This window comes from Pseudomonas sp. Irchel s3a10, assembly GCF_900187525.1.
In the GTDB taxonomy this organism is placed as follows: Bacteria; Pseudomonadota; Gammaproteobacteria; order Pseudomonadales; family Pseudomonadaceae; genus Aquipseudomonas; species Aquipseudomonas koreensis_G.
The window spans coordinates 84,145-101,245 of the sequence record NZ_FYDR01000010.1 but is presented as its reverse complement, the minus strand read 5'-3'; the positions used below and the strand labels follow the sequence as shown (position 1 = coordinate 101,245).

Sequence of the window (17,101 nt, the reverse complement as noted above, 5' to 3'; positions counted from 1 at the left end):
CTGAAGGCGATGGTTTCGTCAGAAAAATCTGTGCGCCAAGTCAGAAAAAGGCGTTTGCCGTGTAATATCCGTCCAAAGCTGCAAACACCCTGCCGGCCCCGAAGCGGCCCCACCAAGAGCGATCTACATGCAAGCAAAGGCCCGTGAAGTTTATGTGCCACCGGTGCTGCAAGATCTGCGAGCCGGCACTGCCGAACTGCACATCGCACTGGAAAAACGTCTTCCTTTTTTCTCCGATACCCTCGATTCCAACGCTTTCGTACGGCTGATGCAGGCCTACTATGGCTTTTATCGACCGCTGGAAAGCGCATTGCTCGACAGCGGCGCAATCCCGGTCGATTTCGATCTTGCGCCACGTCTCAAGGCGCAGACCCTGTTCAATGATCTGAGGGCCCAGGGCCTGACGCCCGAGACTATCGCCCATCTTCCATTGTGTCAGTCGTTGCCCGTGATCGACTCCAGCGCTGCCTGCCTGGGCGTGATGTACGTGCTGGAAGGGGCAACCCTCGGCGGGCAGATCCTGCGTCGCGAAATCGCCTCGCGGTTGAGCCTGAACGCCGATAACGGTGCGGCCTTCCTCGATATTTATGGCGCCGCCACCGGCCGCCGCTGGCGCGCTTTCATTGAATACCTGGGCAGTCGATCGCTGGATGCGAGCGAACGTGAAGCCGTGGTTGCGGCGGCCCGAACCACATTCAGTTGTTTCGAGCGCTGGCTCGAAAGCCGGGAGGTACTGGCATGAACCCGCAAGACCAAGAAGCCTTTGAAGAACTGCTGGCCAACTGTGCCGACGAACCGATCCGCTTTCCCGGGGCGATCCAGCCTCATGGCCTGTTGCTGACCCTGAGCGAGCCGGCGCTGGAAATCATTCAGATCAGCGCCAACGTCGAGACCCTGCTGGCACGCCCGGCGCAAGAACTGATCGGCCAGCCGCTGCACCAATTGCTGGGTGAGACGCACGCGGCGGCCGTGCGCGAGGCGTTGCAACAACCGGTATTTGCCGATGCCGGACCGCTGCACTTTCGCCTCAACGGCACCGCGTTCGAAGGGTTGCTGCATCGCCATCAAGGCGTGTTGATTCTGGAACTGGAAATCCACGTCGAAAATTTCCAGCCGCGTAACGTCGCCGGCAACCAGACCCATCTGGGGCGCATGCTTCAGCGACTGCAAGCGGCAACTTCGCTGCAGGCGCTTTACGACATCAGCGTCAAGGAAATCCAGGCGATGACCGGTTACGACCGGGTGCTGATCTACCGCTTCGAGGAGGAGGGCCACGGTCAGGTGATCGCTGAGGCGTCCGATCCGTCGATGGAAGTGTTCAACGGCCTGTTCTTCCCGGCCTCGGACATTCCCGAGCAGGCGCGCGAGCTGTACCGCACCAACTGGCTGCGGATCATCCCGAATGCCGATTACCAGCCGGTGCCGCTGGTGCCCAAGCTGCGACCGGACACCCACACCCCGCTGGACCTGAGTTTCGCCACCCTGCGCAGCGTGTCGCCGATTCACTGCCAGTACATGAAGAACATGGGCGTGCTGTCGTCGATGAGCATCTCGCTGCTCAAGGGCGACAAACTCTGGGGCCTGATCAGCTGCGGCAACCGCCAGCCGTTGCATGTGCCGCATGAACTGCGCAGCGCCTGCCAGACCATCGGTCAGGTGCTGTCGCTGCAGATCAGCGCGATGGAGGCGCTGGAGATCAGCCGCCAGCGCGAAGAGAAAGTCGAGGCGCTAGCGCTGCTCAATCAGGCGATGATCGACTCCCCGCAAAATGTCTTCGATGGTCTGGCGCAACAACCGCAAGTGCTGATGGCGCTGGCCGGGGCCGGGGGCATTGCGATCATCGAAGACAAGCAGTTGCACCGTTATGGCAACTGCCCGGAGCCGGAAGACATTCGCGCCCTGCACAAGTGGTTGCAGGAAACCGGTGAGCCGGTGTTCGCCAGCCATCATCTGGCGAGCGTTTATCCGCCAGCCGCGCAGTTTCAGCAAGTGGCCAGCGGCGTGCTTGCCATGAGCCTGCCCAAACCGGTGGACAACGGGGTGATGTGGTTCCGTCCCGAGGTCAAGGAAAACATCAACTGGAGCGGCGACCCGCGCAAGCCGCTGGATCTGGAAAACTCCGACGCCGGCCTGCGTCTGCGTCCGCGCACTTCGTTCGAAATCTGGAAAGTCGAGATGGCTGGAATCTCCACCAAGTGGAGTCACGGTGATCTGTTCGCGGCCAATGACCTGCGCCGTTCGGCACTGGAAAACGACCTCGCCCGTCAGGTACGTCGCGAGCAGGAGGCGGTGCGCGCGCGTGATGAGCTGGTGGCGGTGGTCTCGCACGACTTGCGCAACCCGATGACGGTGATTTCCATGCTCTGCGGCATGATGCAGAAGACCTTCAGTTCCGACGGCCCGCACACCTCGCGGCGCATCTCCACGGCGATCGACACCATGCAGCAGGCGGCCGGGCGGATGAACACGCTACTGGAAGATCTGCTCGACACCTCGAAGATCGACGCCGGGCGTTACACCATCGCCCCGCAGACGCTGGATGTCGGGCAAATGTTCGAGGAGACCCAGTCGCTGCTCGGGCCACTGGCGCTGGACAAGGACATCAGCATCTCGTTCCAGGCCGATCCCGACCTGAAAATCCATGCCGACCCGGAGCGCCTGTTTCAGGTGCTGTCGAACCTGATCGGCAACGCGATCAAGTTCACCCCGCGCAAAGGCTCGGTGGGCGTGTTGGCGAAGTCTGACGGCAAGGAAATCGTGTTCACCGTGCGCGATACCGGCGAAGGCATTCCCAAGGAAAACCTGGCGCGGGTGTTTGATCGCTACTGGACAGTGAAGGAGGGCAACCCGACCGGAACCGGACTGGGCTTGTACATCACGCAGGGGATTGTTGAAGCCCACGGCGGGCGGATCGAGGCCAGCAGTGAGCCGGGTGAGGGCACTGAGTTTCGGTTTACCGTGCCGGCGATGCTCTCCGGGGAATGAAGAAATCCGTGCCACGTTAAACGGGGCACGGATTTTGGGTGGTTAGCCCAGATCGCTCAACGACATGAACACGTGTTTCGGCATCGGTACAAATCGATTGTTGCGCAGTTGGCTGATCGCATACACCGCGCTGGCGGTACGACCATTGCCGTCGCCGAAGCCTTGAAAACCGGCGATGGCCGCCAGCAAGTGTTTGTCGACATGCTCATGGGCGGCATCGAGCGTCTTCAGATGTTGTTCCAGCGAAGCATAACCGCTGATGCTGCCACCATATTTTGTTGGCTGTCCTACCTCGCGCACAGACTCCGCCAGTTGAGGCACCAGTCGAGCGTGGATCTCTTTGACCACGGTCGCATCGGTGAGCGATTTATTGTTGTTCGTATACTCGCGCAGGATCGCGACAATGTGCTCCAGTTCGTTGTCGGAGGACGAACCCTTGACCATCCAGGCTCCGGCTCTCTGCGCATTGTCGGTGAAACCCTGCGGGTTGAACGCCGTTTCGGGCATCACGTCGCTGTAGGGTGGCTTGCCCAGATCCAGCTTCAAGACGCTTTGCTGATGATTCTTCAGATAGATGACTTTCCTGGATTCAAGCTCGGCCATTGATCCAAGTATTTCCGAATAGTCACCAGCTTTTGTCGTGAACTTTGTGCCGTTGAACCGGGGGCCTCTGCTTTTGGTGAAGCTGATCAGTACGTCGTTCGCCGCGGCATGACCTATTAACGATTCCAGTTGCTGGAATCCCTTTGAGGACTGAGTCGCTTCCCTCGTTGCAGCGTTGAACAGATGCTGCAGTTCTGTCGCATTGCCGCCCTTGGGTATGGAAACAACGTCCTGGCTCAGGCGTGTGACGAGCTGTTCGACTGTTTCGAGTGCATCATCCTTGAACAATGCCCGGGCATGCGCCAGCGTCGGCAACGTCATGCGAATCTCCGCTGCAACCCCGGTCTTGCTCAGGGCCTTGACCAGGTCGTACGAGCCGCTGCTGGTACTGCTAAGCGCTCGGAGTTGTCCGGCTCCGGCCCGGATGACGGTATGGCCGAAATGGCTGAGTTTCATCACGCCTTTGCCGACCAGTCTGGCACCACCGTAAACCAGCTTCGGAACGCCATCGAGCGGATTGAACACCGACAGCGCAACGCTTGCGCCGACCTTGCTCAGGCTTAACAGTCTTGTACTGCTGCCCAGCGCCTTGCTGAACGGCCCCAGCGCTCCGGCAAAGACGAAGAGGATCGCGGTAAGGTCCATCACACAGCTGAATATGGCGCCGCTGCGAAGATCCGGATCACCGGAGGACAGGCCCCTGATGCACTGGCGGAACGGGATGACGATGTCGAGAAAGGTTTCGGTGACGTTGTCCCAGTCATCATGTTTCTTCTCCAGGGCAGGTCTGTCGTAACTGATTGCATAAAACTGATCGTAATGGGTCGGGGGATTATGTTCGGCAATGATTTCGCCGATCTTGTTGAAACGCTCCGAGTTGAAACTGTGCATAGGGCTACGCGTGAAGGGGAGCACGTCGTCAGGTTCATCGAATTCGGCAAAGCGTTCGAGAATGATGCCCGGCCTGTCTCGCAGCTCCTCGCCCAAGGGGGGCTGGCCTTCGAAGTAGGCGGTTTTTTCGATTCGCGTGGAAAGATACGTCAGCGACTTGAAGTCGCTGTCGCCGTTCGGTCCCTCGGTAAACCATCCATACTCATCAGTTGTATGGCCACGGATGTAAGCTTCAGCCAGTGCCGGATTATTTCGGCAAATGCCTTGCAGAGGGAATACTTCAAAGCAGTAAAAATGCAATCCATACTTGCAAAGCAGCATGTTGCCGAAACGCGCTGTTAAACGTGGGTCAAAAGGTACGAAGTTACTGTTTTTCGGGGAGTGTGAGGTAACTTCGCGTACGCTGAATATGGCCACCTTGCCGAATTCAAGTGCCATCCGTTCTTCCAGTGACAATCGTGAAAGTGTCAGGCGCACAGTGGTATTGATGGGCGTTTTGTATTGCTTGAAGTGTTCTTTTACTTTTGCCTTGTAAATGTCGTTGATTGGCTCGAGTGTCAGCAGATCCGGATACGCCTTGTAGATACTTGTGCCGGATTGCCTGTCATAGCCCTTTTTGAACAGCAAGTTGCGGGTCATATAAACATCAAGTACGGAATGATAGTTGCGTTTGTATCCGTATTCGACCGGCAACGCTATTTGCATCATCGGGTCGCAACCAACGTCGTACAGCTCGGCTTTCGCCAGCTTGCGCCGGCTGACCGGTGGGGTGGCAATCGTTGTCAGTGCGGCGTTGATCGCCTCGATGTGGGCGTTGTATTGGGTGGCTGCCTGCTTGAACAGCTCCTGGGTTGGCAGGTCATTGGCATTCTCCGGTTCCAGGCCATTCAGCATCGACCAGTCCATGATGCCTCGCAGGTTCGCCCAGTCATGCAGGGTCTGCTGTTGCGCACTGGTGGGCAAAATCGCGCCCAATTCAAGCAGCTTGTCATAGGACATCTGACTGGACAGGCCAGGCGCGATGCTCTCGGCCAGACTTACCGATTTGCGCAGAATTACCCAGCCTGGCGTGCCGATCTGTAGCGTCGTGGGTGTCCTGATCAGGAACTCGGGCGCAAGTCCGGCGAGGATCAGTTCCAGCGTCATGGGAACTGCATATTCCTTGATACGTCGGCGTCCGAGTGCCTGTTCCAGTGCCAGGTTGACCTCATGGGAGGTAGCCTGCACGTAACCTGGGTTATAGATATTTTGCTCGATGAAATTCTGGTTCTTGTCATCGCGACCCAACGACAAATCCAGCATGACCGCTGCGACCAGCAGGCGACTGCGCTGCGCTGTGCTAAGCACAGTCGCATTGGCCATGGACGGTCCATTCAACGCTTCAAGGCAGGACTGGACGAAAGCTCTGGCTTCTTCGGTCTCGATCAGCAATTCCCAGGCGCGACGCGGGTATTCACGCAGGGCTGTCGGCGTCTCTTTCTTTAGCAGTGCACCCGCCAGATAATTGATCAGCGGTTCCGTGCGCGGCTCGCCCTTGTCCATCAGCCTATGGATGACCTGATAGATAGCCGATTGCTGATCTTCGTCGATGCACAGCTCTGTTGCGCCGGTTTCGTTCGATATCCCCCAGTAGTTGCCATGCGTGGGCGGCAGCGGCAACGTCAGTTCGAGCCAGGCAATCAGGTTTTGCAACTGGTCTGCGGTCTCGGGCAGGTTCAGTTGCTGGAACTGCAGCCAGTTGAGCAAGGGCAGACGGTCGCTTGAAGACACGATACCACCTGTCATGACTGCACTGCTGGCCAGCAGTTGCAGGTCGGCTTTCAACGAATCAATCTCGTTGATCTGCTGGGTGATATCAATGCGCTCGATAAACGTCCCGACAGTTGTTTCGATTTCATGGACTTGAAAGATTTCGCCCTTTTTATTGACCAGTGTCCAGTTGTCATCATTGATTTCCAACGTATCGACGATTGCAACGAATTGTGGCTGACGTACCAGTTGGCGCAGGACGATGTGTGCCGAAAAATGCGCTTGATTGAATAGACTTCCCTCAAAAGTCGATATGCACAGTTGTTTGTTATTAACACGGTTGGTGGGGTAGGCATAGTTGTCGCTGGCCTTGGCCTTTTCCCACTTTTCGAGCATGGCTCTCATTGTCTGCGCAATAGCACGTCGCTCAAGTTGCTCACTTGATAGAGGTGTTGGGGTAAAAAGATTGGTTAAAGTCGTCATTGGGTGTCAGTCCATCCATGGCTATATAGGTGGGTCAATAAACGGGTATAGCGAAGTTTTGTTTTCGCATGGCGACTATATCGGCGCAGTCAGGGTTTGTTCTGCAGTATTGGTTTCAATGTATGTTTCCTGTCGGTCGATACGAGGGCAATTTTGTTCAATACAGGAGGCTATGCCTTAGTTAGCCTGAGTCTCTTTCTCCCCAATCTGCGGCAGGTGCGTTATGAGTCTGATTGTGTCGATGGCGGCGTTCGCGCTAGTGGCGTCCATAACCCCGGGCCCGGTGAACATCGTCGCGCTGAGTTCCGGTGCGCAGTTCGGCTTTCGGGCCAGTCAGCGGCACGTGGCGGGAGCGACGCTGGGGTTTGTGTTGTTGCTGGTACTGATGGGCCTGGGCCTGCATGAAGTCCTGAAACTGTGGCCATTCCTGACCCGGGTGGTGCAATTGGCCGGGGTGGCGTTTCTGTTGTTCATGGCCTGGAAACTGGCTGCCGATGACGGCCAGTTGCATGCCGGCGAGGCGGGGCGGGCGCCGTCGATGTTGTACGGCGCGGTGATGCAATGGCTCAACCCGAAAGCCTGGCTGGCCTGTGTGGCAGGGATGGGCGCGTTTGTCGCCGATGGCGAGGCGCGGTTGGTCTGGCAGTTCGCGGCGGTGTATCTGGTGATCTGTTATCTGTCGGTCGGTTGCTGGGTCTATGCCGGGACGTTTCTGCGTGGGTATCTGGGCAATCCGAAGGGGATGCGCCTGTTCAATCGGTTGATGGCCTTGTTGCTGGCGGCGAGCGCGGGTTATCTGCTGTTGCCGTGAGCCCGGCGCCAGGGTCAGCCGCGATACTGGCCGGGTGTTGCCGCCAGATGCTGTTTGAATGCGCGCTGAAAATGCGCCTGATCGGCAAACCCTGCTTCCAGTGCGACATCGGCAATCAACTGGCCGCTGCGCAGACGTTCGCGAGCAAACTGGATGCGCTGATTGATCACAAACGCATGCGGCGTCATGCCGTAATGCTGCTTGAACGCTCGGATCAGATACGACGGTGACAACTGCGCCGCCGTGCAGATGTCCTCCAGGCTGAGCAGGTCAGTGCAGTGTTCGCGGATGAAGTCGGCGGCGCGTTCGAGTTTGCAATTCGGTTCGCGCAGCGGTGGTTCAGCCGGATTCAGGCGCAGTTGCAGATCGCTGAAAAACTCCACCGCTGCGCTGTGTTTGCGCAGTACGTCCTGCTGCTCATCGACCAGTGTGACGTAAAGTCCTTGCAGGTCACGAAACAGTCGCGGGTCATCCAGGTGAGTAGTGGAGAACCGCCGAAACTCAAGCTCCGCACTGGACCCCAGTTGATGCTGCAAATCCGTCAGCCACGGCGTCTCCACATACAACATCAGGTACGACCACGGCTGATCATCGATCGGATTGCAGGCATGCACGTCTCCTGGATTCATCAGCACCACCGTACCGTCGGCGACTTCGAACCGCGATTGCTCATGCACATAAATGCTGCGCCCCGCCGTGATCGCGCCGATCGAAAAATGCGCATGGGAATGGCGCGAGTAGCAGACCTCACGGCCATCGGCGATGGCCCGCGCTTCGATGAAGGGCAGGGCAGCGTCCCGCCAGAAGCGTGGGGCTTTTTCAGGATTTTTGGCGGCAGCGTGTTTCATCGTTATGGTTCCCGGCAGGCCAGAACCGGAGTGTATTAGCTCTGGCCGGCGAAGGCCCGCTCCAGTTCGGCGATGTCGAGTTTTTTCATCTTGAACATGGCCTGCATTGCCCGTTGCGACTTGCTGGTGTCGGGGTCCAGCATCATGTGCATGAACGCCACCGGCACGATCTGCCACGACACCCCGAACTTGTCCTTGAGCCAGCCGCATTGCTGGGCCTCGACCGGGCCACCGGCCGACAGGTTGCCCCAGAAGTGGTCGACTTCTTCCTGATTCTGGCAATTGACCTGAAACGAAATGGCTTCACTGAACTTGAACATCGGCCCGCCGTTGAGGCCGGTGAAGGTCTGGCCGTCGAGTTCGAAACTGACGGTCATTACCGCGCCTTCCGGCTTGCCGTGAAATTCCTGGCCGACTTTGCTGTAGTGGGTCAGGCCGGTGATTTTCGAATGGTCGAAGATCGAGCAATAGAACTTCGCCGCCGCTTCGGCCTGCTCGTCGAACCACAGGCACGGCGTGATTTTTTGAAAGCGTTGCATGGCAGTCATCCTCGGCAGGTTAGACACGCAGGATTATCAGCGTAGTCAGTCCTTGGTCGAAGGGCGGTGCCGTAGATCGACAACTGAAGCATTAGACGCCAAACATTGTGGGAGCGAGCCTGCTCGCGAAAGCGTCGGCACATGCGGCAACGAGCCTGTCAGACACTCCGCATTCGCGAGCAAGCTCGCTCCCACAAGGGGCTCGAGTTGCCTCGGTCAGCGCCGTTCGGCGATCAGCAACAGTGACTGCGGCACCGGGCTTTGCGGGTGCTGCGGCTCTTGCAGGCTGACCAGTTGAAACCCGGCCATGTCCAGCGCATTGCACCAGCTCGACAGCGTGCGGAAATACCACGGCATCGGCTGCCACTGGCCCTTGAACCCGGCGAAGAGCTCTTCACGCCAGCCATCCTGATAATCGCCGGCCGCCACGGCCCACGGGTGCAGGGTCTGGATGATCATGGCACCGCCGGGAGCCAGCAACGCATGCATCGCGGCGAGCAATGGAATGATGTCCTGATGCAGCAGCGAGAAGTTGGCGCAGATCAAATCGTAATCACGACCGATGTCGACTTCGGCCTCGACCAGCGTCTGGTAACTGGCGACGTGCACGCTGGTTGAACCGGCCGCCCGTGCCGCCTCGATCAACGTCGCATCGCCATCGACGCCTGCCACATCGATACCGCGATCCGCCAGCGTCCGCAACAACCAGCCTTCGCCGCAGCCCAGATCCAGCACGCACTCCGGTTGGCGGCCCATGATCGCCAGCAGGATCGCCTGATCGGTGACCTGCTGACGGCTTTCGATGGCACCGCTGCGGATCACTTCGATCCAGGCATCAGCGTTGGCGTGCCAGCTCTGTAACAAGGTGGATTCGGGGGAGGACATGGCGCTGTCTCCGGCAAAGGCAGAATGTGGGCGTTGGCTTGTACGACTGCTATGGTCAAAGGCTGAACAGAGTCTGGCAGAGGATAGACACCATGAGCCCATTAACTGGCGGCTGCCTGTGCGGCGATGTGCGTTTCGAAGCATCAGTCGAACCTTACCGCGTCGGGATCTGCCACTGTCTCGACTGCCGCAAACACCACGGCGCGTTGTTTCATGCCTCGGCGATATTTCCCGAGAATGCGCTGACCGTCAGTGGCAAGACCGGCGAGTATCAAGGGCGGGTGTTCTGTCCGCGCTGTGGTTCGCCGGTACTGGCGCGTTCGGGGGATGAAATTGAAGTCAATGTCGGCTCGCTGGACGCGCCGAACCAGTTCAAGCCGACTTATGAGCTGTGGACTGTGCGGCGTGAGTCATGGTTGCCGGCGCTGCCATTGGCCCACCACTACGAACGTGATCGCGAAGGCACGGGGCGCACCGAGGAATAGCAAAAAGTCCGGGCAATACCGAGTCCCCTGGTGGGAGCGGGCTTGCTCGCGAAAGCGGTGGTTCAGCCAACTCGATATCGACAGACCGATTGCCTTCGCGAGCAAGCCCGCTCCCACAGGATTTGTGTTGGATGGATAGAAATGTGTACACCACCGACCTTGGTGGGAGCGGGCTTGCTCGCGAAAGCGGTGGTTCAGCCAACTCGATGTCGACAGACAGACTGCCTTCGCGAGCAAGCCCGCTCCCACCGGATTTGTGTTGGATGGATAGAAGTGTGCACGCCACCGACCTTGGTGGGAGCGGGCTTGCTCGCGAAAGCGGTGGTTCAGCCAACCCGATGTCGACAGACCGATTGCCTTCGCGAGCAAGCCCGCTCCCACAGGGGAGTCAGCTGACTTCGGTTATCTCAACCGCGAATAAACGCCAGCAGATCCGCATTGATCGTCTCCGCCTCAGTCGTCGGCATCCCGTGCGGAAACCCCGGATACGACTTCAGTGTGCCATTTGGCAGCAGTTTCGCCGACAAAGGCCCGGAGTTTGCGTACGGCACGATCTGATCATCCTCGCCGTGCATCACCAGCACCGGCACGGTGACCTTCTTCAGGTCTTCAGTGAAATCGGTCTGCGAGAACGCGACGATCCCGTCGTGATGCGCCTTGGCCCCGCCGATCATGCCCTGACGCCACCAGTTGCTGATGATCCCTTCCGAAGGCGTGGCCCCCGGGCGGTTGTAACCGTAGAACGGGCCAGTGGGAATGTCGCGATAGAACTGCGCACGATTAGCCGCCAGTTGCGCCTGAAAATCATCGAATACCGATTTCGGCAAGCCACCCGGATTGCTCTCGGTCTGAACCATCAACGGCGGTACTGCGCTGATCAGCACGCCTTTGGCGACGTTGTCCTGACCATGACGGGCGATGTAGTGAATGACCTCGCCGCCGCCGGTGGAGTGGCCGACATGCACCACGTTCTTCACCCCCAGGTGCTGAACCACCGCCAGCGCATCGTCCGCGTAATGGTCCATGTCGTGGCCGTCCCAGACCTGGCTCGACCGTCCGTGCCCGCGACGGTCATGGGCAATCACCCGAAAGCCCTGGGCCAGAAAGAACAGCATCTGCGCATCCCAGTCGTCCGCGCTGAGCGGCCAGCCGTGGTGGAAGTGGATCACCGGGGCGTCCTTCGGGCCCCAGTCCTTGTAGAAAATTTCGACGCCGTCTTTGGTGGTGACAAATCCCATGTTCGCGACTCCTGACCAAGGTGAGGGTTACCGCGCTCGTCGCAGACCGGTCGTGAGGGATCGGACAAGCGCCGTTATCAGCCAGAGGATTAAAGTCGACATTTTGGCGTTGAGGCATGACCGGTGGTCGCCACGTCTGGCTTCACGCGCAAATTAGGCTTTGCTGAAAGGGATAAGCCGAGGCGCGCACAGGCTTTGCTGGCCGTAGCGACGCCCCTTCAGAACACCGTGAGTCTGAGGAAAATCCCCGATGCTGACCTTGAATATCAATGGCAAGGATCAGGAACTCGATGTGCCGGCCGACATGCCGTTGCTCTGGGTCCTGCGAGATGTGGCGCACCTGACCGGTACCAAATTCGGCTGTGGCATGGCCCAGTGTGGCGCCTGCACCGTACACGTCGATGGCGCGCCGCTGCGTGCCTGTATCACGCCCGCCACCGCCGTGGCCCACGGCCAGAAAATCCTCACCATAGAAGGACTGTCCACCGACGGCTCGCACCCGGTGCAGCAGGCCTGGGCCGAACTCGACGTGGTGCAGTGTGGTTACTGCCAGTCCGGGCAGATCATGTCTGCCGCCGCGCTGCTGGCGAAAATCCCCAAACCCACCGACAGCGATATCGATCAGGCGCTCTCCGGCAATATTTGCCGCTGTGGCACCTATCCGCGGATCCGTGCGGCGGTCAAGCGCGCGTCCGAAATCGGCTGATGCATGTTGGGAGAAGGCTGATGAACAGTCCTGTATCGCGTCGCGGATTTCTCAAGGGCAGTGCCGTGCTGGGTGGCGGTCTGGTGGTGGCGTTTGTCGTCCCCGGTGCCCATCGTTTTGCCCTGGCAGCGGAGAATGAAGGCAAGGTCTTCGCGCCGAATGCATTTTTGCGCATTGGTGCCGACAACAGCGTGACGGTGTTGCTCGGGCACTCGGAAATGGGCCAGGGCATCTGGACCGGTCTGACCATGCTGATCGCCGAAGAGCTGGACGCCGACTGGTCGAAGATCCGCGTCGAACACTCGCCGGCCTCGGCCGCCAACTACGGCATGCCGGCGTTTGGCGGGATGCAGATTACCGGCGGCTCGACCTCGACCTGGATGGAGTTCGACCGTTACCGGCTCGCCGGGGCCACGGCGCGGCAGATGCTGGTGGAAGCGGCGGCCAAGCGCTTCAACGTCGCTGCGTCGACGATTCGCACCGAGTCGGGCGTAGTGATCGCCGGCGATAAACGTGCGACGTACGGCGAACTGGCGGACGCCGCCGGGCAACTGCCGGTGCCGGATCCGACGTCGATCACCTTCAAGGAGGCCAAGGACTGGAAGGTCATCGGCAAACCAACCAAACGCCTCGATACCCCGGAGAAAATCACCGGCCGCGCCAGGTTCGGCATGGACGTGCAGTTCGAGGGCTTGATGACTGCGATGGTCGCGCGCGCGCCGGTGTTCGGTGCCACGGTCAAATCCTTCGAGGGCGCCGAGGCACTGGCGGTGCCGGGCGTGCACAAGGTCGTGCAAGTGCCGACCGGCGTGGCGGTGATTGCCATGCATTATTGGGCGGCGAAACTTGGCCGCGATGCGTTGAAAGTCGATTGGGACATGGGGCCGCACACTGACCTGAGCAGCCAGGGCCTGCTCGACAGTTTCCGCAAACTGGCAGCGACACCGGGCACTTCCGCCAGTCAGGCCGGGGATCCGCAGGGCAACTTCGGCAAGGCGGCGAAGAAAATCGACGTCGAATACAGCGTGCCGTATCTTGCGCACGCACCGATGGAACCGCTGAACTGTACGGTAAAGATCAGCGCCGAAAAGTGCGAGATCTGGACCGGCACGCAATTCCAGACCCTCGATCAGATGGTCGCCGGCAAGATCACCGGACTCAAACCGGAACAGGTGGAAATTCACACCGAATTTCTCGGTGGCGGCTTCGGGCGTCGGGCCAATCCGACCTCGGACTTCGTCGCCGAAGCGGTGCAAGTGGCGAAAGCCGCCGGGCTGCCGGTGAAAACCGTGTGGTCGCGCGAGGACGACATTCGTGGCGGGTATTACCGCTCGATGTTCCTGCATCAGGCACGCATAGGCCTGGACGGGCAGGGCATGCCGCTGAGCTGGCAGCATGTTCTGGTCGGCCAGTCGATCATGGCCGGCACCATGCTCGAACAGACCATGGTCAAGAACGGCATCGATTCGACTTCGGTCGAAGGCGTGGCCGACAGCCCGTATATCAAGGGCCTGGCCCATCAGCAGGTCGAGCTGCATTCGCCGCAGACCGGGATCAATGTACTGTGGCTGCGTTCGGTGGGGCACAGCCACACCGCGTTCGTCATGGAGTCGCTGATCGATGAGATGGCCACGGCTGCGGGCAAGGACCCGGTCGAATATCGACGCACCTTGCTCAAGGACCATGCGCGGCACCTCGGGGTGCTGAATCTGGCGGTGGAGAAGGCCAACTGGAAAGCGCCATTGCCGGACGGACATGCGTTGGGTGTGGCGGTGCACGAGTCGTTCGGCAGTTATGTGGCGCAGGTGGCCGAGGTCTCTCAGGACAATCTGGCGATCCGCGTGCACCGCGTGGTGTGTGCGGTGGACTGCGGGATCGCGGTCAACCCGCAGAGCATCGCGGCGCAGATGGAATCGTGCATCACTTTTGGCCTGGGCATGGCGCTGCACAGCAAGCTGACGGTCAAGGACGGCGCGGTGGTGCAGTCCAATTATCACGATTACCAGGTGCTGCGGCTCAGCGAGATGCCGCTGGTCGAGGTGCATATCGTGCCCAGCAGCGACAAGCCCGGCGGCATCGGCGAGGCCGGGGTTCCGCCCACCGCGCCGGCGGTGGCCAACGCGGTGTATGCGCTGACCGGGCAACGCTTGCGTGAACTGCCGCTGCAACTGTCGGGGGTGTGAGATGAAACGACATCTGCTGTTGGGCACGATGATGTTGCTGGGGCTGGGCGGCTATGCCTCGGACCTGTTCGCCGATGATCAGGAAGCGCTCAAGGCATTCGGTACGGTGCAAAAGGTGTTCCAGAGCCCGCGCTGCCAGAACTGCCACATTCCCGGCGACTCGCCACTGCAATTCGATGCCGGCATTCCACACGCGATGAATGTGGTGCGCGGCATGGACGGCAAGGGTGCTGCCGGTTTGCCTTGCGCCACCTGCCATGGCGAGAGCAATCCGCCTGAAAGTTATGGCGCGCATGCACCTCCGGGAGCGCCGCACTGGAGCCTGCCGCCGGCGGCGCACAAGATGGCCTGGATCGGCCTGCCACCGGACAAGTTGTGCGCGATGATCAAGGACCGTTCGAGCAACGGCGACCGTGATTTCGCCGCACTGATCAAACATGTCAGCGACGACAAACTGGTGTTGTGGGGCTGGAATCCCGGGGCAGGGCGCGCACCGGTGCCGGTGCCGCATGACATTTTTGTGGCCCAGTTCAAGCTTTGGGCCGATGCCGGTGGGCCGTGCCCGGTAGCCGGGAGTTGACGATGTGACCCTGCGCAAAATCAGGCTACTCTACGGCCACTGACCTCGATGGAGTGCGTGATGCTGGCCCCGAGTAAACCCGCCAATGAAGCTGTGCGAATCCAGGCGTTGCACGCACTGAACGTCCTGGATTCTGCGCCCGAAGAACGCTTCGACCGATTAACCCGTCTGGCCAAACGCCTGTTCAACGTGCCGATTGCGCTGGTCACCCTGGTGGACAAGGATCGGCAATGGTTCAAGTCGTGCGTCGGCCTCGACGTCAACGAAACCCCGCGTGATGTGTCGTTCTGTGGGCACGCGATTCTTCAGGACGAATTGCTGCTAGTGCCCGATGCCAAGCAGGACAAACGCTTTCATGACAATCCGCTGGTCACCGGTGAGCCAAAGATTCGTTTCTACGCGGGCTACCCGCTGACCGTGCCCAACGGCAACAAAATGGGCACGTTGTGCCTGATCGACACCAAGCCGCGCGAACTCGACGACGAGGAGCGTGCCCTGTTGCGTGATCTGGCCGGTATGGCCGAGCAGGAGTTGATGGCGGTGCAGATGGCGAACATGGACGAGCTGACGTTGCTGTCCAACCGCCGTGGCTTCAAGGCCCTCGCTCAACATGCGCTGGATGCCTGCAAGCACCGGGACAAACCGGCGACACTGCTGTTTTTCGACCTAAATGACTTTAAACACATCAATGATCACTACGGCCATGCTGAAGGCGACAGTGCGCTGAAGACCTTCGCCGATGTGCTGCGCATTGCCTTTCGCGAGAGCGACGTGATCGGGCGCCTGGGTGGCGATGAGTTCGTGGCGCTGCTGACCGGCTCCTGTCACGTCGAGACCACGGCGATCATGGCCCGGCTCAAGGAGATCCTCGACGAGCGCAACGCCACGTTGCAGCGCGGTTATGACATCCGCTTCAGCGTCGGCCAGATTGCCTACGATCCGCAACGCCACGACAGCGTCGATCGGCTGCTGGCGGATGCCGACGAGGCGATGTATGCGCACAAGCAGGCATTGAAGCGGCGCTGATTCGGGCCTCATCGCTGGCAAGCCAGCTCCCACAGATTTAGCGGCTGCCCACAAAATCCAGATACACCGCAGAACCCTGTGGGAGCGGGCTTGCTCGCGAAAGCGTCCGCTCAGGCGATATCCATGTCGAATGTGCCGGCCTCTTCGTGAGCAAGCCCACTCCCACAGGTTTATCCGCTGCCCACAAAGTTCAGGCGCATCGCAAAACAGTGTGGGAGCGAGCTTGCTCGCGAAAACGTCCGGTCAGGCGATATCCATGTCGAATGTGCCGGCCTCTTCGTGAGCAAGCCCACTCCCACAGGTTTGTCGGCTGCCCACAAAGTTCAGGCGCATCGCAAAACAGTGTGGGAGCGGGCTTGCTCGCGAAAGCGTCCGCTCAGGCGATATCCATGTCGAATGTGCCGGCCTCTTCGTGAGCAAGCCCACTCCCACAGGTTTATCCGCTGCCCACAAAGTTCAGGCACATCGCAAAACAGTATGGGAGCGAGCTTGCTCGCGAAAGCGTCCGCTCAGGCGATATCCATGTCGAATGTGCCGGCCTCTTCGTGAGCAAGCCCACTCCCACAGGTTTATCCGCTGCCCACAAAATCCAGATACACCGCAGAACCCTGTGGGAGCGAGCTTGCTCGCGAAAGCGTCCGGTCAGGCGATATCCATGTTGAATGTGCCGGCCTCTTCGTGAGCAAGCTCACTCCCACAGGTTTATCCGCTGCCCACAAAGTTCAGGCGCATCGCAAAACAGTGTGGGAGCGGGCTTGCTCGCGAAAGCGTCCGGTCAGGCGATATCCATGTCGAATGTGCCGGCCTCTTCGTGAGCAAGCCCACTCCCACAGGTTTATCCGCTGCCCACAAAGTTCAGGCGCATCGCAAAACAGTGTGGGAGCGAGCTTGCTCGCGAAAGCGTCCGGTCAGGCGATATCCATGTCGAATGTGCCGGCCTCTTCGTGAGCAAGCCCACTCCCACAGGTTTGTCGGCTGCCCACAAAGTTCAGGCGCATCGCAAAACAGTGTGGGAGCGGGCTTGCTCGCGAAAGCGTCCGCTCAGGCGATATCCATGTCGAATGTGCCGGCCTCTTCGTGAGCAAGCTC

General features: G+C 59.7%; 13 protein-coding genes. 8 read left to right on the top strand and 5 right to left on the bottom strand.

Annotated features, from left to right (window positions below; translation table 11 throughout):
- Nucleotides 1-127 precede the first annotated feature (127 nt).
- On the top strand, nucleotides 128-742 hold the full coding sequence (locus CKW11_RS23775) for a biliverdin-producing heme oxygenase (protein WP_095139641.1): 615 nt from the start codon (nucleotides 128-130) through the stop codon (nucleotides 740-742).
- Nucleotides 739-2,985: an ATP-binding protein gene (locus tag CKW11_RS23770; protein WP_095139640.1), complete on the top strand. Its 2,247-nt coding sequence runs from the start codon at nucleotides 739-741 to the stop codon at nucleotides 2,983-2,985. Before CKW11_RS23775 ends, CKW11_RS23770 begins: the two co-directional genes overlap by 4 nt.
- A 42-nt stretch (nucleotides 2,986-3,027) precedes the next feature.
- Here CKW11_RS23770 and CKW11_RS28585 read toward each other — a convergent pair whose 3' ends face one another.
- Complete coding sequence (locus tag CKW11_RS28585; RefSeq protein WP_159974172.1) at nucleotides 3,028-6,711, bottom strand: hypothetical protein; 3,684 nt, start codon at nucleotides 6,709-6,711, stop codon at nucleotides 3,028-3,030.
- 223 nt (nucleotides 6,712-6,934) lie between these two features.
- On the opposite strand from CKW11_RS28585, the gene CKW11_RS23760 reads away from it, so the two are divergent.
- The gene (locus CKW11_RS23760; RefSeq protein WP_095139638.1) at nucleotides 6,935-7,522 is read left to right on the top strand and encodes a LysE family translocator; all 588 of its coding nucleotides are present in this window, start codon (nucleotides 6,935-6,937) and stop codon (nucleotides 7,520-7,522) included.
- A 14-nt stretch (nucleotides 7,523-7,536) separates the two neighbouring features.
- On the opposite strand, the gene CKW11_RS23755 is transcribed toward CKW11_RS23760, so the two are convergent.
- From CKW11_RS23755 to CKW11_RS23745, 3 genes are all read right to left on the bottom strand, one after another.
- The gene (locus tag CKW11_RS23755) at nucleotides 7,537-8,370 is read right to left on the bottom strand and encodes an AraC family transcriptional regulator (protein WP_095139637.1); all 834 of its coding nucleotides are present in this window, start codon (nucleotides 8,368-8,370) and stop codon (nucleotides 7,537-7,539) included.
- 35 nt (nucleotides 8,371-8,405) lie between these two features.
- A complete protein-coding gene (locus CKW11_RS23750; protein ID WP_095139636.1) occupies nucleotides 8,406-8,909 on the bottom strand; it encodes a VOC family protein in 504 nt (167 codons plus the stop codon).
- A gap of 216 nt (nucleotides 8,910-9,125) precedes the next feature.
- Nucleotides 9,126-9,794: a bifunctional 2-polyprenyl-6-hydroxyphenol methylase/3-demethylubiquinol 3-O-methyltransferase UbiG gene (locus CKW11_RS23745; protein ID WP_095139635.1), complete on the bottom strand. Its 669-nt coding sequence runs from the start codon at nucleotides 9,792-9,794 to the stop codon at nucleotides 9,126-9,128.
- A 92-nt stretch (nucleotides 9,795-9,886) separates the two neighbouring features.
- On the opposite strand from CKW11_RS23745, the gene CKW11_RS23740 reads away from it, so the two are divergent.
- Nucleotides 9,887-10,279 carry a GFA family protein gene (locus CKW11_RS23740; protein WP_095139634.1) on the top strand — a complete coding sequence of 131 codons (393 nt, stop codon included), beginning with the start codon at nucleotides 9,887-9,889 and terminating at the stop codon, nucleotides 10,277-10,279.
- Between the two features lie 407 nt (nucleotides 10,280-10,686).
- On the opposite strand, the gene CKW11_RS23735 is transcribed toward CKW11_RS23740, so the two are convergent.
- Nucleotides 10,687-11,517: an alpha/beta fold hydrolase gene (locus CKW11_RS23735; RefSeq protein WP_095139633.1), complete on the bottom strand. Its 831-nt coding sequence runs from the start codon at nucleotides 11,515-11,517 to the stop codon at nucleotides 10,687-10,689.
- Nucleotides 11,518-11,767: 250 nt separating this feature from the next.
- On the opposite strand from CKW11_RS23735, the gene CKW11_RS23730 reads away from it, so the two are divergent.
- The 4 genes from CKW11_RS23730 to CKW11_RS23715 are packed head-to-tail and all read left to right on the top strand — an operon-like array spanning nucleotide 11,768 to nucleotide 16,012.
- Nucleotides 11,768-12,223 carry a (2Fe-2S)-binding protein gene (locus CKW11_RS23730; RefSeq protein WP_003224136.1) on the top strand — a complete coding sequence of 152 codons (456 nt, stop codon included), beginning with the start codon at nucleotides 11,768-11,770 and terminating at the stop codon, nucleotides 12,221-12,223.
- Nucleotides 12,224-12,243: 20 nt separating this feature from the next.
- Nucleotides 12,244-14,406 carry a xanthine dehydrogenase family protein molybdopterin-binding subunit gene (locus CKW11_RS23725; protein ID WP_095139632.1) on the top strand — a complete coding sequence of 721 codons (2,163 nt, stop codon included), beginning with the start codon at nucleotides 12,244-12,246 and terminating at the stop codon, nucleotides 14,404-14,406.
- 1 nt (nucleotide 14,407) lies between these two features.
- Complete coding sequence (locus tag CKW11_RS23720) at nucleotides 14,408-14,986, top strand: hypothetical protein (RefSeq protein WP_095139631.1); 579 nt, start codon at nucleotides 14,408-14,410, stop codon at nucleotides 14,984-14,986.
- A 60-nt stretch (nucleotides 14,987-15,046) separates the two neighbouring features.
- Nucleotides 15,047-16,012, top strand: coding sequence for a sensor domain-containing diguanylate cyclase (locus tag CKW11_RS23715; RefSeq protein ID WP_095139630.1), 966 nt, complete (start codon nucleotides 15,047-15,049; stop codon nucleotides 16,010-16,012).
- Nucleotides 16,013-17,101 lie beyond the last annotated feature (1,089 nt).